The sequence below is a fragment of the Enhygromyxa salina genome (genome assembly GCF_002994615.1).
GTDB lineage: Bacteria > Myxococcota_A > Polyangia > Nannocystales > Nannocystaceae > Plesiocystis > Plesiocystis salina_A.
In genome coordinates this window covers 1-22036 of the sequence record NZ_PVNK01000282.1, presented here as the reverse complement: position 1 = coordinate 22036, position 22036 = coordinate 1, and the positions used below count along the sequence as shown (strand labels likewise).

The following is a 22036-nucleotide window of genomic DNA, read 5'->3' as shown; positions in this document are numbered from 1 at the left end:
GATCTCTCGCCCGCCACCAGGTGGCACTTCTCACCCGGGATCTCGATACAATTGAGCCGTGTCGTCGCCGCCACGCAACTTGCGCCCGAGTCGAGCGCGCAGCGCTTGATTCAGGGCTAGCAGCCCGTGGAGTCGCGTCGTCAGGGAAACAGCAGCTCGGGCCCGACGCAGCTGGCGTCGAGGGTCAGCGCAAAGCTGATCTCGTGGGCCGGAAAGGCATCGAGCTCGACGAGGCCCGCGGGCTCGGGCTCGCCGTCACCGTCGAGGCCGCACAAGACCCCGTCACCGTCGAGGTCGAGCCAGGCGTACACGACCAGGCCCTCGCCGAGCTCGGTCGGCACGAGCACGGTGCGCGCGAAGCTGCCGTCGCCGTCGAGCTCGACGACGAAGGTCTCGACGAGCCCGAGCGGGTGCGCGGTCGGGCCGGTGCCAAAGCTCGCGTGGTGGACCTCGACGTGGAGCTCGAGCTCGGGCGCGAGGCTCATCGGCGCGCTCACGGTCCCATGCAGCTCGGTCTCGTAGAGGTACAGGTCGTCGTTGATGCAGCCCGCGCTGCCCGCGAGCAACGCGGCGGCGGCGGCCACGATCATCGGTCGCCTCGCGCTCATCGGGCCTCGCCTCCGCGAAAGTCACCGAGCAGCAAGCCGGCGTGAAACCCTGGGATCGGAATGGTTGGGTAGTCGACCCACGGATAGTCGACGCCGAGCTCGACGCCGACCTGCTCGGTGATCGCAATGGCCAGGCCGACGGTCGCCCACCCGGTCCAGTTGTGGCGGGCGCTGCGGCTGGTCTCGATGCCCGTCGCCCCCTCGATCCGCCTTCGATCGACGAGCGCCGTCGACCGCGACCCGAGGGTCAAGTAGGGCGCGACGCGGCGGACCGGAAACGCGAGGCGCAGGCGCAGCTCCCCCTGGGGCCCGCGCTTGGCGACCGCCTCGGGGGTCACGAACAGCCACGCGAACAAGACCTCGCCCGACAGCCGCACGTGGGGCCGATCGACCCAGCGCAGGCCGAGGCCGACCGCCGGCCGCCAGCGCCGGCCGAGGGCGGTCTCGAGCTCGACGAGCGGGGTCAGGCCGTGGGCGAAGCTCATCTGGGCCCGGAGCCGCTGCCACGGCCAGCCGCCGCTGAGCTCGACGGCCCAGTCGCCGGGCCGGCCGCCGCCGCCGACGAGATCGAAGGGCGCCGACTCGAGCAGCCGCGTGCGCGGGTTGCCGGCGTCGACGTGATCGCGGGTCCCCGTCGGGGGCCGAGCGTCGGCGGGCTCGGCTGCCGGCGGGGGCGCCTTGGCGGTCGCGGGCTCGGCGTTGGCAGGCTCGGCCGCGCTCGCGGGCTCAGCCGCCTCGGTCTCGGCCGGGCCCGCATGAGCGAGCTCGGGCCCAAAGCCAAGGCCAATACCGAGGCCCGCCGACACCAGGGCGCGGGCGAATTTTTTGCTTGGGCTGGGCTCGCGCATCACAGCTCCGGCTCGGGGAGGTCGAAGACCCGGGCGAAGTTGCCAGCGAGGACCGCCCGCTGCTCGTCGAGGGTGTAGCCAGCCGCGTCCATCGCGACGAGCGTGCGCTCGAGGTACTCGGCGACGAAGCCCGGTCGCTGGGGCCCGTCGCTGCCGTAGATCAGGCGATCGACGACGCCGGCCTCGCGGATCGCCCGGTGGGCCGCGGCGAGCTTGTCGCCCTCGGGGTCGGAGCTGTCCGAGCCGAGGGCCGAGGCCTCGAGGTAGACGTTCTCGTAGGTCTCGGCCAGGCGGACGCAGTCGTCGAGGCCGGCATGCTCGAGGCCGATGAAGTCGAAGCCGAGGTGACCGAGGATGAAGATCGTGTCGGGGAACGCCTCGATCGCCTGTTCGAGGTAGCGCGGGTCGGTGTAGGGCTGGGCCTGCGAGGTCCCGGGGAACGGGCTGGTCCCGGTGTGGAGGTAGACCGGCTTGTCGAGCTCGGCGGCGAGCTCGTAGATGCCGTAGTACAGCGGGTCGTCCATGCGAAAGTGCATGTGGGCGTGGGCGAGCTTGACGCCGATCATCCCCGGGGCCTCGAGCGCCTCGCGGAGCTTGTCGAGCTCCATGTCCTGCTCGCTGCCCCAGCGGTCAACGCGGAGGCTGGCGAAGCCCCACAGCCGCTCGGAGTGGGCGGCGACCTTGGCGATGGTCTCCTCGTTGGGCGCGATGCCCACGGTGATCGGGGCGTAGACCGAGTAGATGACCCCGTGGCTGATACCCGCGCCGTCGAGCTCCTCGACGAGCCCCTCGGGGTCGAGGACCTGCTCGCCGGCGGCCTCGGGGTTGAGGTTGAAGGGAAAGGGCAAGTTGCCGGCGATGAAGGCCTGGGTCTGGGACGGGATCTTGTCCCAGTCGCCAGTGTGCAGGTGCATGTCGATGACCGGGATCCGCTCGCCCTCGACGACGACGCCGAGGGGCTCGGGCCCGCAGCTGAGGCAGGCGATCGACAGCGCGACGGCGACCCACAGGCTCAGGCGACCCGCGGCTTGATCGGGCGATCCCATGGTGCGCGCATCTCAGGCCAGGCCCCGTCTGTAAACCCCTGAACAACGTTCATTCAGGCTTTTCCCGGTTGTGAGCCGTCGAGCGGAGCGGCTCGTCAACCCCTTCTCCGACGGGGCGCTGCCCGAGCAGGTCGCGACCCGCCACGCTCGAGCCTGGCGCTTGCGCCGCGCAAGTCCGACGCATACATCATCGTCATGTCAAACTCCCCAATCGCAATCGCGCGTGCCCTCCATGGCGCAATCGAAGCTGGGAAGGTGGGCGAGGAGCTTCGCGCACACTTCACTGACGACGCGGTCATCGTCGAGCACCCCAACTCGGTGAAGCCCACCGGCGCCGAGATGTCCCTGGACGCGCTGCTCGAGGCCGCGAAGGCGGGCGCCTCGCTCCTGGCCAGGCAGAGCTACGACCTACGCGAGGCCATGGAGCAGGGCGACCTGGCCGTGCTCCGCCTCGACTGGACCGGGGAGCTCGCCCGCGACGCAGGGCCCCTCGTGCAGGGGCAGGTGCTGCGCGCTCACGTCGCGCAGTTCGTGCACACGCGGGACGGCCGGGTCTCGCGGATCGAGACCTACGACTGCTACGAGCCCTTCTCGTCGGGCCGCTGAGCCCCAACGCGGCTCACATGCCGACCTGGGCCAGGACGACCGGCCAGTTCGCGTAGGTGGTGATCTTCTGGATCAGCCCGTCGCGCACCTCGAAGATGTTGCAGAACTCGACCTCGAACGGCTCCTTGCCGGTTGGTGTGCCGCCGAACACGAGCCACACCGCGACGGTGTCGCCGCTCACCAGGAGGCGCTCGAGCCGGCGCCAGTGATCGGAGAGCCCGGCCAGGGCCGCCTCGTCCAGGGCGCGAGCCGCTTCCTTGCCGTGCACCGTCGTCATGCTGACGTAGACCATGTCGTCGGCGCACAGCGCGAAGTAGCCATCGAGGTCGCGCTCCTCGAGTCGCTGGAGCGCGGCGCGGACGATCACCGAAGGGTCCGTGGCTTCGCTGCTGCAGGGGTTCTCGGGTCGGATCTGTCCGTCAGACATCTGGACAGGCATCAATTAGGCCAATTTGCTCGACGCGAGCAAGCCGGAGCGCGCCCCCATTCACCCGTCACCGGGTGGCACTTCCGACCCGGTCTGCGTATACATTTGAGCGGTGTCGCCGCCACGTAACTTGCGCGATCGGAAGAAGGCCGAGACCCGCGCGCGGATCCTCGCTTGCGCCCACGAGCTCTTTCACGAGCACGGCTTCGACTCGACCACGGTCGAGGATATCTGCGCCGCCGTGTCGGTCTCGAAGCGGACATTTTTTCGCTACTTCCCCGACAAGGACAGCCTCGTGTTCCCCAACCGCGAGATGAGGCGCGAGCGCTTCGTCGAGATCCTGCGCTCGGCCCCGCCCGAGGAGGCCCCCTTCGACACCTTCCGCCGGGTGACGCGCCTGTTCGCGGTCGAGTACAGCGAAAACCGTGACCAGCTCCTGGCCGCACAAACGCTGATTGTGTCGTCGCCGACGCTGCTCGCAGCCGAAGCCGCGATCGATCGGGAGTGGGAGCGGGACATCGCCGACATGTTCATCGCCCGCCTCCCGCCGGGTTCGGCGTCCGAGCGCCGCGCCGAGGTCCTGGCCGGAGCGATGATCGGCACGGTCCGGGCGACGATGCGCCACTGGTACGCGACCGGTGGCGTCGACGACCTCGACAAGCTCGGGCAAGAGGCCCTCGACTCTCTCGAGGGTGGCTTCGGCGTGGACGAGCCCCTTGAAGAGGACTAGCAGCCCGGGGTGCTAGACGAGTCGGCCGTAGTGCAATGTCGGCGCGAGGCGACCCGAGCTATTGCACCACAGGCTGCTAGGCATACGCTGAAACAGGTATGCGTGGGGTGAAGCTCGTTGTTGGGTCAATGGTGTTGAACGTTTGGTCGGCGGGCTGCGGTGGCGGTGCCGCGCAGACCGGCACAAGCGATATCGACGAAGCGGAGGACGAAGCACCGGTCGAGGCCGGGGACGAAGCAGTTGACGAAGCAGGAGACGGAAAGGGAGACGGAGACGGCGACGCTGAGGACGGCGGCGAGCCCGGCGACGGCGACCCGGACGAGGGCGACCCGGGCGCCCCCAGCGGGCCCAAGTTCGACACCAAGAGCGTCCCCGACGGCAACGCGGGCAGCTGCGGCGAGGGCTCCGGGGACGTCGAGTTCAGCTACATCTGGATCGCCAACAGCGACCAGGGCACGCTGTCGAAGATCGACACCGAGACCCTCGTGGAGGTCGCTCGCTACCAAATACGCCCCGACGGCGGCGGCATGCCCTCGCGGACCTCGGTCAACCTGTCTGGCGACGTCGCGGTCGCCAGCCGCGAGGGCGGGGTGACCAAGGTTTACGCCCGGCTCGCTGACTGCGAGGAGCAAAACGGCTCGCCCGGGCTCCAGACCTCGTCGGGCGCCAACGACATCCTCGCGTGGGGCGAAGAAGAGTGCATCGCCTGGCACGCGCCGATGGAATTCGACTCGCAGCGGCCGATCGCCTGGACCCAGGGCAGCTTCAACGAGGGCGACTGCACGTGGTCGGATCAAAAGGTGTGGACGACGGGGACCAGCGGCGCAGGCGGCTACGCCGAGGTCATCCGCCTCGACGGCGACGACGGCTCCGTCGACGGCATGGTCCACATCCCCGACCTGACCCCCTTCAACTCCTTCGGTGGCTATGGGGCCGTCGTCGACGCCGAGGGCAACCTGTGGTTCAACGAGATGTTCGTGGTCGGCGACAACCTCGTGCGCGTCGACGCCGATGATCTCGCCTACGAGCTGATCCCCAGCCCCGGGCGCACGGGCTACGGGATAGCGATCGACGAGGACGGCCGGATCTGGACCTGCGGCAACGGCCTGGTCAGCCGCTACGATCCCGACACCGACGACTGGGTCGACGCGCCCAACTTGCTCGCCTACGGCGGCTGCATGGTCGACGCCGAGGGTCGCCTGTGGGTCTCGAACTCCGACATCGCGCCCTACTCGATCCGGGCCTACGACGTCGAGACCCTCGGGCTGCTCTTGTCCCACGAGATGCCCGAGCACCTCCACGGGATCAGCATCGACTTCGCCGGTTACGTCTGGGGTGTCGGAGGGGCTCCGGGGATCGGCGGCGGCGAGCGAGCGCTGCGGATCGAGCCCGAGACCGGGACCTACGAGACGGTCGAGGGCCTGAGCGGGGCCTACACCTACTCAGACATGACCGGGTTCGCGCTCGCTAGCTCGGTCCAGGGTTAAAGCGGCGTTCCTCGCGTGCTGCTCTGCTCAGCCGTTGAGGCCGCGCTCATCACGAATCCGGTCATTGATCTGCGTCGCCCGCTTCGCGGCCGGTCGCTCGCTGAGACGATCGGCGTAGGCGACGAAGGCCGGCCGCTTGTCGAGCATCCCGAAGTCCAACATCCAGCGCACGGTGCCGCCGAAGATCACGTCCGCCATCGAGAAGCGCTCGCCGAGCAGCCAGGGCCCGTCGCCGATCGCGGCCTCGATCGTGTCGAGCATCTCTTCGTAGGTGCCCCAGCCGGCCGAGCCGGCCTTGAACTCCCAGCTGGCCGCCTTGGCCAGGCACCCGGGCTCGATCACCGAGGGCGCGTAGAGTGACCAGCGCAGGTAGGTGCCGCGCGCTGGATCGTCGGGCGTCGGCGCGAGCTCGCCGAGCCCGTAGCGATCGCCGAGGTACAAGGCGATCGCGGCGGCCTCGGTCACGACGAGCTCGCCGTCGACCAGCGTCGGCAGCTTGCCCATCGCGTTGAGCCCCTTGAACTCGGCCTGCTTGTGCGAACCCGCCTGAAGGTCAACGTACTCGAGCTCGTAGGGGCAGCCGAGCTCCTCGAGCGCCCAGAGGGTGCCCGCGGCGCGAGAGAAGGGGTGGTGGTGGAGCGTGATGGACATGCCGCGTCATACGAGCCTGGCCACGAACACGCAAGCCCGAGCGGCCGTCACTCGATCGGCTCGAAGTTGTCGCAGGCGCTGTCGATCGTCGGGATCGCGTCGGCGAAGAAGCCCGCGTAGGAGTCGTCGCAGATGTTGCCGACCGCGTGGTTGGTGAACATCTCGGTGAAGGCCTCGATCGTGTAGCCGTCGGTCTCGCTGAAGGCGTTGTCGCAGTTGTTGAAGCTGCCGTCCCAGATCAGCGACAAGACCACGACGTTCTCCTCGGTGCCCTTGGCGTCGACCACGGCCTGGAACCACTCATCTTCGTCGCTATCCGAAGAGTCGTTCTCGTCGGTCAGCATCACGATGATCAGCATCGCGTCGTCGCGGATGAAGTTGGCGTTGCAGCCCACGTCTTGCTGGCCCTCGGCGAGCAGGGTGATCAGCGCGTCGCCCATGTACTCGTCGCTGTCGCCGTCCTCGCCGACGTTGGCGATGCACTCGAACTTGGTCCCGAGGTCGTCGGCCTCGGTGATGAAGTTGTCGCCGCCCACGAAGGGCGTGCACAGGCCCGAGTGGGCCTGGACCACGAGCCCGCCGAGGTGCTGGCACTCCGGCACCTCGGCGTTGACCGTGTCGTCGCCGTCGTCGATCCAGCCGTCGTCTTGGTAATCGTCGGAGGTGATGACGCCGATGTGATAGCTGTTGACGCCGTCGAGCGCCGACTGCATGTCGGCGACGAAGTTGCCGAAGTTGGCGATCAAGGTCTGCTGCTCCTCGTACATGCTCGGCGAGTTATCGATGATGTAGAGCACGTCGACGTTGGCGCACTGCTCGTCCATCGGGACTCCGTCGTCGCCGGCCTCCTGCCCGCCGATGTCGAACAGCGGGCCGTCATCGCCGTCGCCTTCACCGTCGCCGTCACCGTCGCCGGGCGCGTCCGCCCCCTCGCCCGAGTCGCCCTCGCCGTCGCCCTCGCCGGGGTCCTCGGCGCCGTCGCCCTCGGCCGTCTCGTCGCTCATCGAGGTGTCGAGGGTCGTCGCGCCGCTGTCGTCCGTGAAGATCGATCCCTCTCGGCCACCGTCGTCCCCACACGCGGCGAGCGACAAGATCAAGCATCCCACATACACATACGATGGCCTACGCGATGAATCCACGAACATCGCGCCATGCTGCCAGACACGCTCGAAGCGCGCAACGCTGCGGCGCGCGTACCGACGAGTACAATCGCAACCGAGCGATTCCGCTGACATTGTCGAGTTCTACAATCTCATCGAATTCAGCGGCCCAACGGGATATAAACAGCGAATTTTATGGACCGCGAGGCGTCCGAAACGCTACTGCGAACACGTGAACAGCAGGGTCGAAACCTCACGAGTATCGAAGACGACCGAGACCCACGCCATCGTAATTGGCGGGAGCGTCGCGGGCATGTGCGCCGCCGCAGCCCTGGCTTCGAACTTCACCAAGGTCACCGTGCTCGAGCGCGACGGCAAGCCGGGGCCCCAGCCGCGTCGCGCCGTCGCCCAGAGCCATCACACCCACGCGCTGCTGCGCCGCGGCCAGCTGATCATGGACAAGCTGTTTCCGGGCGCGTTCGATCGCCTGGAGGCCGATGGCGCGAGCGTGGGCGACATGGGCGAGGCCGTGCGCTGGTACCACCACGGGGCCTGGCGCGCGCGCGGTGAGCTCGGCATCCCGATCTGGTTTCAGTCTCGGCCGCTGCTCGAGTGGCACCTGCGCGAGCGCCTGGCGGCCCGCGCCAACGTCGAGCTGCGCTTTCGCTGCCACGTCGACGCCCCGCTCCACGCGCGCGGGCGGATCCACGGGGTCCGGCTGCGCGACGGCGAGATCCTCGACGCCGATCTCGTCGTCGACGCGGCCGGTCGAGGCTCGCGCTCACCTCGATGGCTCAGCGCCTGGGGCTACGGCGAGGTCGCCGAGGAGCGCGTCGAGCTCGGCCTGACCTACGTGTCCGGCCTGTTCGAGCTCGGCCCCCACGCGCGCGTCGACCGGGGTCTGATGATCTCGACCAAGGCGCCCGTCAACCGCCGCGGCGGGATCGCGTTTCGCGTCGAGGGCGACCGGATGATGGTCACCTTGTTCGGCTACCACGGCGACCGGGCGCCGCTCGATCCGGCGGGCTTCGTCGAGTGGTCCAAGACCCTCGGCCAACCCGATATCCACGAGCTGCTCGCGGGCGCGCGCCTGGTCGGCAAGCTGCGCACCCATGGGATGCCCTACCAGCAGCGGCGCGGGTACGCGGCCATGAAATTGCCCGCCGGCTACCTGGTCCTCGGCGACGCCCTGTGCAGCTTCGATCCGACCTTCGGCCAGGGGATGACGGTCGCGGCGATCCAGGCCGAGCAGCTCACGAAGCTTCGGCCCGGGCAGCGCACCAAGCCCGTCCAGCGCAGCATCGCCCGCGCGACCCATGTCCCGTGGATGATGACCTCGACCGAGGCCTACGCCTGGCTCGGGCCCCAGGCCGAGCCCCCGGCCGGCACCGCCATGGCCCAACAATACCTCGGCCGCCTGTTCGAGCTGGCCGCGCACGACCTCGCCGCCTATCGGACGCTCGCGCAAGTGAGCAACATGATCCGCCCGGCGTGGCAGCTGCTCGCGCCGCGGATGCTGGCGCGCGCGCTGCTCAGCCGTCGGCCCAAGCTCTCGCTCGCGCCGGCCCGTCCGCTGCCGCTCGAGCGCTCGGCCGTGCCGGCCTCGAGCGGCATCCACCAGTCCCCGCTCGACAGCTGGGGGCCCTGGACCAAGCCGCGATAGCGTGAGCGCGTGAGTCGAGGCTATGCTCCGGGGCCGTGTCGACCCAGCCTCTAGTCTGCCCTTCATGCCACGGCCCCGCAGCGACAGGGCCGGACGCCAACGGCGAGTACCGCTGCGACTACTGCGGGACGCGCTTTCGCCGAGCGGCCGCGCCCGCAGAGCCGGCGCCGGTCGTCGTCAAGGTCAGCCCCACCGCTGACGGTGGCCAGCGCACGACCGCGCTGCTCCTCGGGCTGCTGGTCGCGATCGTGGGGCTCAGCGTGGCGGGGGCCATGTTCTGGCTCGGCGCCCAACAAGACCACGAGTCCGCGAGCCCGTCGAGCCCGCGGACGGCGAGCGCGAGCACCCCGAGCAGGCTGTCGGCCGAGCCCAAGGTCGTCGCCCCGCGCGACTCGGTCGCGGTCCAGGCCCCCGCGGCCGCCGAGCCCGAGCCCGAGGCCCCCGCCAGCGCGTCGTTCGAGTTCCACCGCAACCAAAGCGGATACAAAGAGTCCTACTACGCCCTCGGGATCGTCGAGAACACCTCGCCCTTCGTCATCGACAAGCCCAAGGTCACCGCGGTCCTGCTCGACGCCGACGGCAAGGAGCTCGGCACCAAATTCGGCTTTGCGACCCGCGGCCCGCTCGGGCCCGGCGACAGCTCGCCGGTCAAGATCCTGATCGACGATCCGCCCGCCCACGACTCGGTCCGCTTCGAGGTCGCGCCCCGCAAGGCCAGCTACGTGCCCCCGCAGGTCGAGGGCCTGCGCGTCGAGCCCGGCGAGCCGCGGCCCGCGAAGTACGGCGACGATCGCTGGGAGATCGACGGCAAGGTGTTCAACGACGGCGCCGAGGCGGCCAAGTTCGTAGCGATCGAGATCCAGGCCCTCGACGCCGACGGCAAGCTCATGGCCGTCCACAGCACCTTCGCCGACGCCGACCTCGTCGCGCCCGGCGACGAGGCGCGCTTCTCGACCGGCACCTTCGCCGCCGCCGGCGAGGTCGACCACTTCGAGTTCTCGGTCGCGGGGATGCCTGGGGGCTGAGCCTGGCGCTCACAGGGTCTTGAGGTGCTCGAGCACCGCCGACGGCTCGGGGGCGCAGCTGCAGCCCCATGCGAGCACCCAGGACGCGGCCGACACCCGCGCGAGACCTTGCATCCGCACATCGTCCCCCGACAGGTCGCCAGTGTACTACCATGCCCCTCCTGCCTCCGAGCCGCCCATGGCCGAACTCAACATCCGCCTGCAGATCGACCCGAACACGGGCAAGAAGAACCTGATCATCGAGTACGAGTCCGACGCGGACATGCTCCCGATCGAGCATGAAGAGGAGCACCGCCGGCTGATCAACGAGCTCGTCGAAGGTGGCGTGGTCAAGGCCGAGGAGCTCGGCAAGGTCATCGTCAAGCGCGAGTCGGCCGAGCAAGTCAGCGACGGGCAGGCCGACGACGAGCAAGCCGACGAGCGCGAGTCGATCGAACAAGGGCGCTAGCAGGACGTCGCCGATGACCACCTTGGTGATCGAAGATCTCGACGCGCTCCGAGCCGCGCTCGCTGCGGGCCTGGTCCCGAGCGCGATGCAGGCGGCGCCCGTGCGCGTCGAGATCGATGACGACGGATCGCTCTTGCTCGAGCCCGGACCGGGGCCCGGCGCAGAGCTCAGCCGAGCCGCGCGCAAGGGCCTGCGCGAGGCCGGCGTCGCGCTTCGGCGACGGCCGCTGCGCAGCGGTCAGGAGCTGAGCTGCTGGGCCGAGCTCCTGCCGTCGAGGCCCGCGCCCGAGCCCGAGCCGCCCCTCGGCGAGGTCCTGTTCGTCAGCGAGGGCGACGCGGGCTTCTTGCGCCTCAGCGCCGAGCTCCTGCGCCTCGGCAGCGAAGACCAGCGCCTCGCCTTCTACGAGGACCCGCAGGGGGTGCGCCGCAACCTGTGTCGAGTCCCGAACCCGCCCTACTACGCGGTCTTGCGCGCCCTCGACCGCGACGATCCGCTCCGCGCCTTCGTGCCCCTGCGCCCCGGCGGCCGGGTCTGGATCGAGATCGGCGCCCAGCACCCGGAGGCGGCGCGGCTCGAGGGCGAGCCCGGTCAGCTCGTGCTGGTCCCCCGCGCGCCCGAGCGAGGCCAGCGGCCCCCGTGGCTGCGGGTGCCCGACGGGCCCTGGGTCGACCTCCAGGCCGTGAGCGACGTGACCCTGCCCGCGCTGACCGAGTGGAGCGCGACCACGCCCCAGGCCCGGCTCTCGGTCGAGCTGCGGCTGACTCGCGCGCCCCACCGTCGGCCCGCGGATCTGTGGGTCATCCGCGAGCGCGCCCTCGAGCAGATCGAGGAGCTCGTCCGGACCGTGCCCGAAGACATCGTCGCGCGCCTGCGCTTCGCCGTGGTCGAGCACCCGATGGACCGGAGCGGCGGGACCTCGGTCGTGCTCCGAGCGCGGCGCGGCGCCCAGGGTCCGCCGGCCCTCGACCTCGACGCCGAGGCCTACGTGCCGGCCCAGCAGATCCCCGATCTCTACCTCCCGGTCGGCACCAGCGTCGATCCGCCCCTGCGGCCGAGCCGTCTCCGCGAGCTCCTCGCCCCCGACAGCTCGCGCGTGGTCTGGCTCGCAGCCACGGGCAGCGAGGCTCGCCGCGGCCGCCCGTTCACGCGCGAGAGCCTGCGCGAGTCCGCGTTCGCGCCGCTGGCCGAGTGGGTCGACTACCTCGTCGGCGCCCACGAGCGGCAGCTCCAGCCCTGGGTCCGCGGCAGCACCTTCGACCTCGACGCCTTCGTCTCGATCGGCGTCGAGTGGGAAGACGGCGCCGCGCCCCGGCCCAAACGAGAGCGCAAGCGCGACGACCATCGCGAGCGTCGGCCGCGGGCCCAGGCCAGCCCGCCGCCTGTGTTCGAGACCCCGGCCGCCGAGCTCGACGAGCCCGCGCTCGCCAACGGTGACGCCGAGCTCGGCCCGGAGCTCGCGCCCGTCGAGCTCCCACGCAGCGAGATCGAGCAGCGCCTCGTCACGCTCGAGGCCGCGTTTTGCGAGCTCGACACCGCCCTCGACGATCCCGAGCGCAAGGCCCGATGGGCGGAGCTCGGCAACCTCCAGGCCGCGCTCTACCGCTCGCGCGAGGCCGGGCTGTGCTGGTCACGGGCGCTGTGGGAGGCCCCGACCCCCGGCGCGCCTGCCCACCTCTCGCTCGCGCGGCTGTGGGTCGAGAGCGAGTCCGCGATGCTCGGCTACCCCGGCGGCGGTCACATGCTCGGCATCGTCGACGTCGTCGAGAGCGACCTCGACGAGCAGATGGTCCGGGCGCTCGCGGCCGAGGTCGTCTACGCCGAGCTCTACGCCCGCGCGAGCGAGGCCGAGCGAGGCGCGCTCGAGCGCTCCGGCGCCGAGGTCCCGCCGCCGCTCGGGGCCGAGATGCTGGCCCGCCTCCAGCGCTTCTTCACCACCCATGGCGCGCTCTTGGATCTGCGCACCCTGTGGCTCGCTCGCAGCGCGCTCGCGCGGCTGGCCGGCGACGACCGCCTCGCCCTGTTTCAGACCCGTGATCGGATCATGGCCTCGCTCCGCGAGGGGGTCGGGCTCGCGCGCAACGTCCCCGCCTTCGTGCGGACCTACGGCAGCGACGGCGACGCCAGCGATCTGAGTCGCCTCGCCGACGAGCTGATCCGGGTCCGCGACGAGTACCTCGCGACCAAGCGCACGCGCTCGACGATCGAGTCGACCCACCCCGAAGAGCTGACCCACGCCTACGTGCGCCTGGTCTTCGCCTGGGGCCTGGCCCGGGTCGGCCGCCCGCAGGCGGCCCGGGCAGAGCTCGACGCCGCGACCAAGCTGCTCGGCGATCGCGTCGGCGACGAGCGCCGCAAGTCTCGCAACGACCCGCTCCACACCGCCGCCTTCGCAGCCTACCGGGCCCGCGTCGAGCAGGCGCTCGAGGGCCTCCCGCCCGGGGCCCCGCTGTCGGCCGCGCCCGGCGGGCCGATCGACGCCCGCGAGCGCCTCACCGGCATCGATCGCTTCAAGTACGACCGCCTCGTCCAGCTCTCGCGCGTGCTCGATCCCCGCCAAGACGTCGACGCGTTCGAGAAGTGGAGCCACAAGGACGACGAGCCCTTCGCCGGGCTCGCGCTCCTGACCCAGCCCGACGCCCTCGCCAGCCTCTTCGATCGGACGCTGGCCGCGATGAGCTCGCAGGACCCCGAGCGCCGCGCCCGTGAGCTCGGCGCCCTGCTCGAGTACCTCGAGGCCCTGCCCGAGCCCCTCGCGGTCCCGCGCCTCCAGACCGCGCTCGGCTTCGTGGCCTCGGCGCCCCTCGACGCGCGGCCCAAGCTGCTGCGCAACGCCCTGCTCCTCGCCGGCTACTACGATCGCGCCGATCTGATCGACGAGGCCCTCGCGGCCCTCGCGAGCAGCGACGCCGAGCTGACCGAGCAGCGCCCGGCCGAGTACGCCGAGCTGCTCACGCGCTGCGCCCCGGTCCTGCGCCGCAACAATCACGAGGCTCAGCTCGGCGCGCTCCTGACCAAGCTCGAGCAGCGCGTCGGCGATGATCTCGAGCTCGCGGGCGTCGTCGCCCAGCTCCACATCGCCGCCGGGTTCGCGGCGCTCGGCCAGCCCGCCCGGGTCCAGACCGCGTTCGCGGCCGCCCACGCGCTGCTCCCGGAGCTCGCGGCGGTCCCGACCAACTACCAGACCCTGCTGCGCGAGATCGCCGTCGCGCTCAGCCGCAGCACCCCGGGCCAGGCGATCGCGGGCGCGCGGGCGCTGATGGAGCGGCTGCCCGAGACGACCGACAGCATGAGCACCAACTCGCACTATTGCCTGTCCGTCATCCAGCTGATGGAGGCCGTGGTGCTCTCGCTCGCAAGCGAAGACCTCGCGCTCAGCGAGTGGGCCCGGCGCTTCATCGAAGAGGACGAGCACCTGCTCCACCGCCGCATCCACCGTGAGTTGGCGGCCAACGCGACGCGCTGACCCTGGGCCGCGTTGCAGCTATGATCCGACCCCCGCATGAGCGCCTCCGTGACGACCGCCGAGCAGCTGACCGAACTCGACGCCGAGGTCGACGCCGTCGAGCGCCTCGACTACGAGACCCTCGCCAGCCAGGCGCATGAACTGCGCGAGCGCCTCAACCGCTTCCGCATCGCGCTGTCGAACTACTTTGTCGAGCGCCAGGAGATCATCGATCTGATGACCGTCTGCGCCATCGCCCAGGAGCCGCTGCTCCTGGTCGGGGTGCCCGGGACGGCCAAGTCGGATCTCGTGACCAAGTTCCGCGACGCCCTGAGCATCCCGACCGAAGACTACTTCGAGTACATGCTCACGCGCTTCACCGAGCCGTCCGAGGTCATGGGCCCGATCGACATCAACCTCCTGCGAGAGGGCCGCTACATTCGCCGGGCCCAGGGCAAGCTCCCGAGCGCCCGGATGGTCTTCCTCGACGAGATCTTCAAGTCGAACTCGGCGATCCTCAACTCGCTGCTCACGATCATCAACGAGCGCAAGTTCTATCAGGACGGGCTCCCGGTCCCGGTCGCGCTCAAGATCCTGATCGCCGCGACCAACGAGATCCCCGAGCACGCCGAGCTCGCCGCGCTCAAAGATCGCTTCTGCCTCAAGATCGTCGCGCACCCCGTCCAAGACGAGCACTTCTTCCGGCTGATCGACGCGGGCCTCGACGCCCAGACCCAGCGCGACCTCAACCTCAAGCCGTGGGTCGAGGACCACGCGAGCCTCCTCGATCTGCTCAAGGCCCACCGCTACCTGACCATGCAGATGGCTCGGCGCGAGCTCCAGCCCGACGGCTCGGCCCTGCGTGACCGCCACCGCTACTTCCCCGAAGAGCTCCTGCGCGAGCTCCACCGCCTGCTCAAGACCCTCGCCCGCGAGGACGGCGTGTTCGTCAGCGATCGCAAGGTCGTCAAGCTCTACAAGCTCCTGCGCGCCCGGGCGTGGCTGTTTCACGGCGGCAAGGTCGAGCGCGAAGATCTGGCCCTGCTCGCCTACCTCGGCGAGACCCGCGAGGAGCTCGCCCTGCTCGAGGACAAGGTCCCGAAGCTCCTGGGCCTTGACTGAGGCACCGTGAGCGAGGCGCGGGACAACGTCGACGAGTGGGTCGCGGCCGGGCTCGTGGTCCAACGCGGCGCGCCGCCGAGCGCCGAGCTCATCACGACCGTGCGGCCCACGCTCGAGGCCACGCTCGAGGTCCTCGCGCTGCTGCCCCCGGTCGGCGTCGTCGCCGACCTCGGCCGCCTGCTCGCGCGGGCGCCCTTCGACATCGCCAAGTCCGAGCCGGTCGCCGACCCCGAGCTGCGCGTGGCCCTCGACGCCTACGAGGAGCACCTGCTCGGGCGCCTCGCCGCCGACCACCAGCTCGAGAACGCCCGCGACGCGCTCTTGCGCCTCGACGCGGGCCTGCGCCCGGCCGCGATCGCGGTGTTCATCGAGCAGGTCCTGTCGCGCATTCACCAGGCCTGGCAGGCCCGGCACGCCGAAGCGCTCGACTCCCCCGGACCGGCCGCGATCCGCCGGGTCCTTCATCGCCACGGGCTCGAGCTGCTCGAGCTCGGCGCGGGCGTCCTCGCCGACCCCGACTTCGCCGGGCTCCGCGACGAGCTGCGCCGCAGCTACGCCGGGCTGGCCGAGGCCGCGCGTCAGTGCGGCGCGCTGATCGGCGACGTCGAGCTCTACACCCTCGAGAACCACGCGGCCCTGCGCAGCCCCTCGCTGCGCCTGGCCCTGGCCCAGATCGCCGAGGCCGCCCACGCGATCGAGCGCAGCTTGCCGGTCCGCGTCCGTCGCAGCGACGCCAGCCGCGGGCGGACCCCGACCAAGGTCGAGGACGAGAGCGCCTACCCGATCGGCGGCTACGCCTCGCTCTCGACCTCCGGCGGGATCGAGAGCCTCGTCAGCTCCGAGCTGATCTACATGAACCCGCCCGAGGAGCGCGCGGCCGGCCACGTCGATCTCTTCGACGTCCGCTGGGCGGCCGGCGAGCTGCTCAAGTACACCCGCGACGAGAGCGTCCACACCCGCGAGCGGCGGACGGTGTGCTTCGTGCTCGGGCCCGCGCTCGACGACGCCCGGATCAAAGACGCCGACGTGCCCTTCCAGCGGATCGTGGTCGCGTTCGGGGGCGTGGTCGCGGGCGTTCGCAAGCTCTGCGCGTGGCTCGACGAGGCCGAGCTCCACCTCCACCTCCTGCTCGTCGGCGAGCCCGCCCAAGGCGGCCGCCCGACGAAGCAGCCGCTCCACGCCGAGGCCGAGCTCGCGCGCCTGCTCCTGCGCGAGTACATCGAGTCCGGCGTCGTCGAGCTCGTCGAGCTCGCCGACGTCGAGGCCGCCCGGACCCACGCCGAGGCGGCGGCGCAGACCGGCAGCAGCGACATCGTCTGGCTGCTCGGCGCGCGCTGGCAGCCGCCCCCACCCCCCGCCAAGCCAGCGGCCAAGGCCGACTCGGCCGTCCGCGAGCACGCCCTGAGCGTCGACGAGGCGCGCCCGCGGGTCTGGGTCGACGCGGGCTCCGGGACCGAGGAGCGCAGCCTCCAGGTCGACGGCTGGGACGCGTGGTTGCGGGCCTTCGCCGAGCTGCTCGAGGCCCTGGTCTGACCGGAGCTCCCCCCGTGCGCGCGACCTTGACCTTGCTGTGCCGGCTGCTGCTGCGGATCTTCTTTCGCCGCGTCGAGGCCGTCGGCGCCCAGCGGGTCCCGAGCGACCGTGACCGTGTCCAGGGCTCGGGCCCGAGCCCCGACCCCCGCGCCGCGCTCGGGCCCGAGCTCCAAGCTGAGCGTGACACCACCCCGGTGCTCTACGTCCTCAACCATCCCAACGCGCTGCTCGATCCGCTGTTCATCCTGTGCATGTCGCCGCGCCCGGTCACCTTCTTGGCCAAGGCCCCGCTGTTCTCGACCGTCGTGGTCAAGCACTTCGTCCGCGCCTTCGAGTGCCTCCCGGTCTACCGCAAGCAAGACGGCGCCGACACGAGCAAGAACCGCGCGAGCATCGAGGCCTCGATCGCGCTGCTCGGCAGCGGCAAGGCCCTCGCGCTGTTCCCCGAGGGCATCTCTCACAGCGGGCCCAAGCTCGCCCCGCTCAAGACCGGGGCCGCCCGCATCGCCCTGGCCGCGAGCGCGAGCCCGAGCCCGAGCCCAAGCCCGAGCTCAGCCCCGAACAGCCAGACTCCGGAGCCCGTGCGCATCGTGCCGGTCGGGATCTGCTACGACGACAAGACCCGCTTTCGCAGCGACGCGCTGCTGGTCTACGGCGAGCCGCTGACGACCCCGCAGGTCGAGCTCGACGAGCGCGCGCGGCCGCCCGAGGCCGCCGCCGAGGCCCTGACCGCCCGCATCACCGCAGCCCTCGAAGAGGTCACGCTCTCGGCCCAGACCCACGAAGCCGTGACCCTCGCGCGCTCGGCCGCGCGGATCCTGGCCGCCGCCGAGCGCGACGCGGGCGACGACCCGCCGCAGCCCGACCCCCTCGCGGGCTTCGATCTCGAGCGGCGGCTCGTCGCCGGCTACGAGCAGCTGTGCGCCCGCGAGCCCGGCCGGGTCGCGCGGGTCGTCGCCCGGGTGCGTCGCTTCGAGGGCGAGCTCGCGCGACTCGGGGTCGCCGTCGACCATCCGCCCCGGCTCGCCCGGCGCCGGGCGGCCCGCTACACCCTCGGCCGCCTCCTGAGCCTGACGCTGCTGCTCGGCCCGGCCGTCGTCGGCCTGACCACCCACTTCGTGCCCTACCGCGTGATCGACTGGCTCGCCCACCGCGTCGCCCGCGAGCAGTCGCCCGACGGCACGGGCGAGGACGTGCTCGCGACGCTGAAGCTCATCGGCGGGTTCTTGCTGTTTCCGCTGACGTGGTTCCTGCTCGCGCTCGCGCTCGGCTTCGCGCACAGCTGGCGGGTCGCGGGGGTCGGCCTCGTGGCCGCACCGCTGTCTGGCTACGCGGCGCTGCGCTTTATCGAGCTGCTGACCGACTTCATTGATCGGGCCCGGGGCGCGTGGGTGCTCGCGACCCGGCGTGATGTCGGTCGCTACCTCGCGAGCGAGCGCGCCGCGATCCGGGCCGAGATCATCTCGCTGGCGAATCGGCTCTGAGCCCTTGGCCCGAGCATCACTGACAAAGCAATGGGCGACGACGACAAGAGCGCCCCAGTTGAGCCTGGCGATGCGAATTCAAACTGGTCGCCGCTCTAAACGTCGTCGGGCGAAGCGATCCAGGCATCGAGCGTTGTGCCGAACCGCTTGCGAAAGGTCTCCTCGACGCTCGAGAAGTTTTGTGGTCGCCCCAGGGTTTTTGGATCTTCCTCCCATGACTCGAACACCGCCTTGAACCTCTTGATGTCGAGCCACCCCTGGTCGAGCCAGTGCTTTGCGAGGTCAAACAAGTCCCAACTCTCCAATGACGACTTTGACGCAGCCCGGCGGGCTGCGGAGTCATGGCTGACGAAGATGACCCTCTCGGATGCCTGCCGGACACGCAACGCACCCCACGCGATCGCTTCAGCTTCTCCTTTGTGAACGCGAAGTTTTTCCTGAAGCTCACGTTTCTTACGTGCCTCGGGCGTCTTTGCGTAGACTGGCACGATTTCGAGAAGCCCGAGCGCCTCTAGCCTCGCCACATCATCCTGAACATCATTGAGTTCATTGCGACCAATAATCGCCGTACAGCGCAGGGTCGGTTTGGGCCACGTTCCTGCGTTGGATACGAGCAGCTCCACAACCCCCAGTCGCCGCGCGGACAAAAATGCGTCCGCGTCAATGAGGACAATAGTCATGCCGCGTGGAACGGGTCCTCGACATCTTCCGGCCAAGGCAACTCGAAGAAGTCCAGAACACGCTCGAGTTCCTGGGCCGGAGTCACGCCAAGGTACTCGGCGAAAGCATCTCGCGGCAGTTTCCCCTCGGAGTACAGGAGCGCCGCCAAGCGCGCGACCTGAGTGCGCCGCTCGGAAGGGACTTTGTCGAGGGGAAAGTCAGCGAGACTCTCGTCTTGTTCGGCGGCCATCCATCGTGCATCGACCGAGAGACGCTGAACATCCGAGGGCGGACGCAACGGCAGTTCGGTGGCAGCCTCGTTCTCGAGATAGATACGGATAGCCGAGTATGGGATACCATACTCGGCAACTTCCCTCGCTCGCCCCAGGGCATCGAGGGCACCCACTTCGAGGCCATGAACGACGGTTTCAGGGCAGAGGAGGCGAATGGCGAAAGCGTTCGCGCGACGTTCTTCCTCGAGGCGGGACTCGTGCAGATACCCGGAGATGCGGGCGATCGGCTCCATCCGATTCCAGTCGAACAAGATGTGGCACAATTCGTGAGCTAAGCTGAACCGACGAACCGTCGGATTTTCGTTCTTGCCGCGCGTATTGAGGACGATGGCTGGTCCCCGATGATTGTCGGCGAACGCGAGGCCCGCAGGTCCGCCCAGGGTCAAGTCTGCGTAGAGGACCGCGATTGTGGGAAAATGACGAGCGACGAGTCCTCGCATCGACGGGATAGGATCGGACCCAAGCTCGAGCTCACGTCGCAAAGACTGTGCGAGTTGGGCGCCCTGACGGTGGGCTGCTGCCCCCCTCGTGGGCTTGCGCAACCTCGGCGCCTCGTGCAGAAACCGCTGCGCTCGCGACGGACCGTCAGGGTTTTGCAAATTCTCGAGCCGGATGAGGTCACGCGCCGCTCGAGCAGCCTGAATCACTCGTGAGCGGGCGAGTTCACCGAGCTCACGGAATTCATCGAGGTTGGGCAGCGCCCGAATGGAGTCGCCCGACGCGAGCACAACGGGCTCTTCTTCGAGTTGCTCCGCATCGAGCCCATACAATTCGGCGAGGCGCTCGAGTTCGTCGAGGCTCGCAGGCTCACCAGCTTCGATGCGGGCGAGGCGCTCGACAGGGATCGAGGCATGACGAGACACAAAGGTGAGGCTGTGGTGATACAGCGACTCGCGCAGGTCGCGCAGGTTTTCGTAATCGGTCTTCATGTGACCCGAGGACGACGACAGGATAGTTCACTCGGACGGTGACGCCGGGACAGTGCTGTGAGGTATGACAAGCATAACACTCGGCACTGGCGCCCCCCATCCCCGGCACTCTCGCCACCCACGACAACGCGGCCAACCGAGCGCTGGAGCTCACCTGGCTGTCCCAAATGCGCCTGCCCCGCCTCACCGAGCCTTCGACCTCCCCATCCCCCAGGTCGAGCCCAAGGACGAGTTCGTCGAAGCCCTCGCCCACCCAAAGGCCGCGAGCTTCACCTGGACCTAAATCCTCGACGCGCTCTGCGTCGCGGAGATCCGGCACATCCTGCGCGCCCACGAGCTCCCGACCCGCGGCAAGAAGCAAGCGCTGCTCGCACGCGTCCGCGGCGACGACGACACCCAGCCGCCGGTCCCAGACCGGACCAGCCTCCTCGACGAGACCCAAGACGAGCACGCCGCGGTACTTCGTCCAGTCCTTGCTCGCAGCCTGGGAAGATGTTCAGAGCGAGCTGCTACCCCTGGACACCTGGCCGGGCCACCCGCCCGGTCCTTCGCCGGGCGACCCCAACCCCCACGCGCGACCCGGCCGCATCATCCCGGTCTGCCCGACGAGGCCGCGGATACCCGGCGCCTCATGCTCCGGGCCGGTCGACCACGCCCGGGAAAGCCCCGCGGACATCAGCCTCGCGTGTCCCACATGCACCGACAAGCCTCGGTCCATGTCCTCGACGGGGTGACCGAGGCTCCGCGACGCTCCAAAGCAGATCTCGGCCGGGCCTACACCTCCGAGCGAAGTCTCGATCCATTGTCGATGCCCGAGGACCACGACCGCCGAGCTCCCCAAATTGTTTTTTGCCACCGCGACCCCACAGCTGCACGTACACAAGGGCGGCCGCAGGGTGGAAAAATAGCTCGAAAAAGTTTGAGACAATTTCCGCCGAGCTGCACTTGGGTTAGGTGAACAAGCTACAGGTCCTCGAAGACATCCGCCTGCCCAACACCTCGCTCAAGGTCACCGTGCGCGTGACCAACTCGCTCCTCGCCCTCGTCCCCGGAGGTATCGACAGCGTCGCGGTCTCGACCGCAGCGTCGCGGCTCGGCTCCTACCTCGGGCACGTCAATAACGTGTTCACCGAGCGCCTGCGCGAGGGCCACCCCGAGCTAGCGACCCACCTGTTGATCTTTGACCGCGGCGGCGATGGGCTGTGGACACTGCTCGACCGGCGACTGCTCGACTACGAGGCGTTCGAGCACGAGGGCCTCGATCTGCTCCCGGCGGAGCTCGCCGAACAGGTTCAGCTCAGCAAGCTCCGCGAGCGGGCCGGACGCGCTCGAGACCTGCGCGAGCGCCTGTTCGGCCCCGACGGAGCCCATTTCACCCGCCTGGGCTACTTCGAGCAAGCCGAGTCCATGGCCACGGTCCTGCGCCTCATCAAAGAGGACGACCTGTCCGACGATCTCGCCGAGGTCGTCGGCCCCGAGCTCCCCGCCCTGCTCGCCGCCTGCCAGGTCCACTACGAGGCCCTGCTCGACGCCCGCCTGGCCAAAAAGGCAGGCGTGGGCCAGGACCTCCGCCCGCTCCGCAACAAGCTGCGCCGGTTGATCCACCGCTACCGCAACGCGCTCGTCAACTGGGTCGACGAGGACCAGCCCAAGACCATCGAGGTCGCGTGGCAAGCCCTGCTGCCCCTGACCACCGTGCGCGCGCACCTGTCGAGCCCGACCCGGCCCAACGACGACGAGCTGATCGAGGCCCTCGACGCGATCGACGGCCTCGACAGCTCCGACGACACGCCCGGGACCGAGCCCGGGGTCACAGCCGTCCAAGCCGAGGCCTGAGCGAGGGCCCAGAGATCTTCGAACAGGGCGCCGTGAACGTGGTAGCCACGAGTCACGGTGTCCGACCCCCGCCCCGATCCCGCCGCCCTCCTCGCCCT

Annotated in this window: 20 protein-coding genes; 12 read left to right on the top strand and 8 right to left on the bottom strand. The window is 69.8% G+C overall.

Annotated elements, in window-relative coordinates:
• Positions 1-140: 140 nt before the first annotated feature.
• The 3 genes from ENSA5_RS32915 to ENSA5_RS32905 are packed head-to-tail and all read right to left on the bottom strand — an operon-like array spanning position 141 to position 2502.
• Positions 141-608: a hypothetical protein gene (locus tag ENSA5_RS32915; RefSeq protein WP_146156371.1), complete on the bottom strand. Its 468-nt coding sequence runs from the start codon at positions 606-608 to the stop codon at positions 141-143.
• Positions 605-1456 carry a hypothetical protein gene (locus tag ENSA5_RS36630; protein ID WP_146156370.1) on the bottom strand — a complete coding sequence of 284 codons (852 nt, stop codon included), beginning with the start codon at positions 1454-1456 and terminating at the stop codon, positions 605-607. Before ENSA5_RS36630 ends, ENSA5_RS32915 begins: the two co-directional genes overlap by 4 nt.
• On the bottom strand, positions 1456-2502 hold the full coding sequence (locus ENSA5_RS32905; RefSeq protein WP_106395688.1) for an amidohydrolase family protein: 1047 nt from the start codon (positions 2500-2502) through the stop codon (positions 1456-1458). Before ENSA5_RS32905 ends, ENSA5_RS36630 begins: the two co-directional genes overlap by 1 nt.
• Positions 2503-2697: 195 nt before the next feature.
• Here ENSA5_RS32905 and ENSA5_RS32900 point away from each other — a divergent pair, with 195 nt between their 5' ends.
• Positions 2698-3108: a nuclear transport factor 2 family protein gene (locus ENSA5_RS32900; RefSeq protein WP_106395687.1), complete on the top strand. Its 411-nt coding sequence runs from the start codon at positions 2698-2700 to the stop codon at positions 3106-3108.
• A gap of 13 nt (positions 3109-3121) precedes the next feature.
• Here the strand turns inward: ENSA5_RS32900 and ENSA5_RS32895 are convergent, their stop codons facing one another.
• Positions 3122-3535 carry a nuclear transport factor 2 family protein gene (locus ENSA5_RS32895; RefSeq protein ID WP_181198400.1) on the bottom strand — a complete coding sequence of 138 codons (414 nt, stop codon included), beginning with the start codon at positions 3533-3535 and terminating at the stop codon, positions 3122-3124.
• Positions 3536-3647: 112 nt separating this feature from the next.
• Here ENSA5_RS32895 and ENSA5_RS32890 point away from each other — a divergent pair, with 112 nt between their 5' ends.
• Positions 3648-4265: a TetR family transcriptional regulator gene (locus ENSA5_RS32890; RefSeq protein ID WP_106395685.1), complete on the top strand. Its 618-nt coding sequence runs from the start codon at positions 3648-3650 to the stop codon at positions 4263-4265.
• A gap of 128 nt (positions 4266-4393) precedes the next feature.
• On the top strand, positions 4394-5752 hold the full coding sequence (locus ENSA5_RS32885; RefSeq protein WP_106395684.1) for a Vgb family protein: 1359 nt from the start codon (positions 4394-4396) through the stop codon (positions 5750-5752).
• A gap of 27 nt (positions 5753-5779) precedes the next feature.
• Here ENSA5_RS32885 and ENSA5_RS32880 read toward each other — a convergent pair whose 3' ends face one another.
• Positions 5780-6403 (bottom strand): glutathione S-transferase family protein, encoded by a 624-nt coding sequence (locus tag ENSA5_RS32880; protein WP_106395683.1) that lies wholly within the window; start codon positions 6401-6403, stop codon positions 5780-5782.
• Positions 6404-6450: 47 nt separating this feature from the next.
• Positions 6451-7500: a hypothetical protein gene (locus ENSA5_RS32875; RefSeq protein ID WP_106395682.1), complete on the bottom strand. Its 1050-nt coding sequence runs from the start codon at positions 7498-7500 to the stop codon at positions 6451-6453.
• A 316-nt stretch (positions 7501-7816) separates the two neighbouring features.
• Between ENSA5_RS32875 and ENSA5_RS32870 the strand changes: the two genes are divergently transcribed.
• From ENSA5_RS32870 to ENSA5_RS38680, 7 genes are all read left to right on the top strand, one after another.
• On the top strand, positions 7817-9166 hold the full coding sequence (locus tag ENSA5_RS32870) for an NAD(P)/FAD-dependent oxidoreductase (protein ID WP_146156369.1): 1350 nt from the start codon (positions 7817-7819) through the stop codon (positions 9164-9166).
• A 35-nt stretch (positions 9167-9201) separates the two neighbouring features.
• Positions 9202-10191, top strand: a complete 990-nt coding sequence (locus ENSA5_RS32865; RefSeq protein WP_106395680.1) for an FxLYD domain-containing protein — start codon at positions 9202-9204, stop codon at positions 10189-10191.
• Positions 10192-10369: 178 nt separating this feature from the next.
• Positions 10370-10639 (top strand): hypothetical protein, encoded by a 270-nt coding sequence (locus ENSA5_RS32860; RefSeq protein ID WP_106395679.1) that lies wholly within the window; start codon positions 10370-10372, stop codon positions 10637-10639.
• A 13-nt stretch (positions 10640-10652) separates the two neighbouring features.
• The gene (locus ENSA5_RS32855) at positions 10653-14102 is read left to right on the top strand and encodes a DUF8586 domain-containing protein (RefSeq protein WP_106395678.1); all 3450 of its coding nucleotides are present in this window, start codon (positions 10653-10655) and stop codon (positions 14100-14102) included.
• Positions 14103-14138: 36 nt separating this feature from the next.
• Positions 14139-15203, top strand: a complete 1065-nt coding sequence (locus ENSA5_RS32850) for an AAA family ATPase (RefSeq protein WP_106395677.1) — start codon at positions 14139-14141, stop codon at positions 15201-15203.
• 6 nt (positions 15204-15209) lie between these two features.
• Complete coding sequence (locus ENSA5_RS38685; RefSeq protein WP_181198399.1) at positions 15210-16736, top strand: hypothetical protein; 1527 nt, start codon at positions 15210-15212, stop codon at positions 16734-16736.
• A gap of 14 nt (positions 16737-16750) precedes the next feature.
• Complete coding sequence (locus ENSA5_RS38680; protein ID WP_181198398.1) at positions 16751-18220, top strand: 1-acyl-sn-glycerol-3-phosphate acyltransferase; 1470 nt, start codon at positions 16751-16753, stop codon at positions 18218-18220.
• A gap of 95 nt (positions 18221-18315) precedes the next feature.
• Here the strand turns inward: ENSA5_RS38680 and ENSA5_RS36625 are convergent, their stop codons facing one another.
• Both ENSA5_RS36625 and ENSA5_RS32830 read right to left on the bottom strand, forming a co-directional pair.
• Positions 18316-18900, bottom strand: coding sequence for a hypothetical protein (locus ENSA5_RS36625; RefSeq protein ID WP_146156367.1), 585 nt, complete (start codon positions 18898-18900; stop codon positions 18316-18318).
• Positions 18897-20102 (bottom strand): ImmA/IrrE family metallo-endopeptidase, encoded by a 1206-nt coding sequence (locus tag ENSA5_RS32830; protein WP_106395674.1) that lies wholly within the window; start codon positions 20100-20102, stop codon positions 18897-18899. Before ENSA5_RS32830 ends, ENSA5_RS36625 begins: the two co-directional genes overlap by 4 nt.
• Positions 20103-20385: 283 nt before the next feature.
• Between ENSA5_RS32830 and ENSA5_RS39875 the strand changes: the two genes are divergently transcribed.
• Both ENSA5_RS39875 and ENSA5_RS32820 read left to right on the top strand, forming a co-directional pair.
• Complete coding sequence (locus tag ENSA5_RS39875; protein ID WP_373422458.1) at positions 20386-21060, top strand: SAP domain-containing protein; 675 nt, start codon at positions 20386-20388, stop codon at positions 21058-21060.
• Positions 21057-21938 (top strand): hypothetical protein, encoded by an 882-nt coding sequence (locus ENSA5_RS32820; protein ID WP_106395672.1) that lies wholly within the window; start codon positions 21057-21059, stop codon positions 21936-21938. Before ENSA5_RS39875 ends, ENSA5_RS32820 begins: the two co-directional genes overlap by 4 nt.
• The last annotated feature ends 98 nt before the right edge of the window (positions 21939-22036 follow it).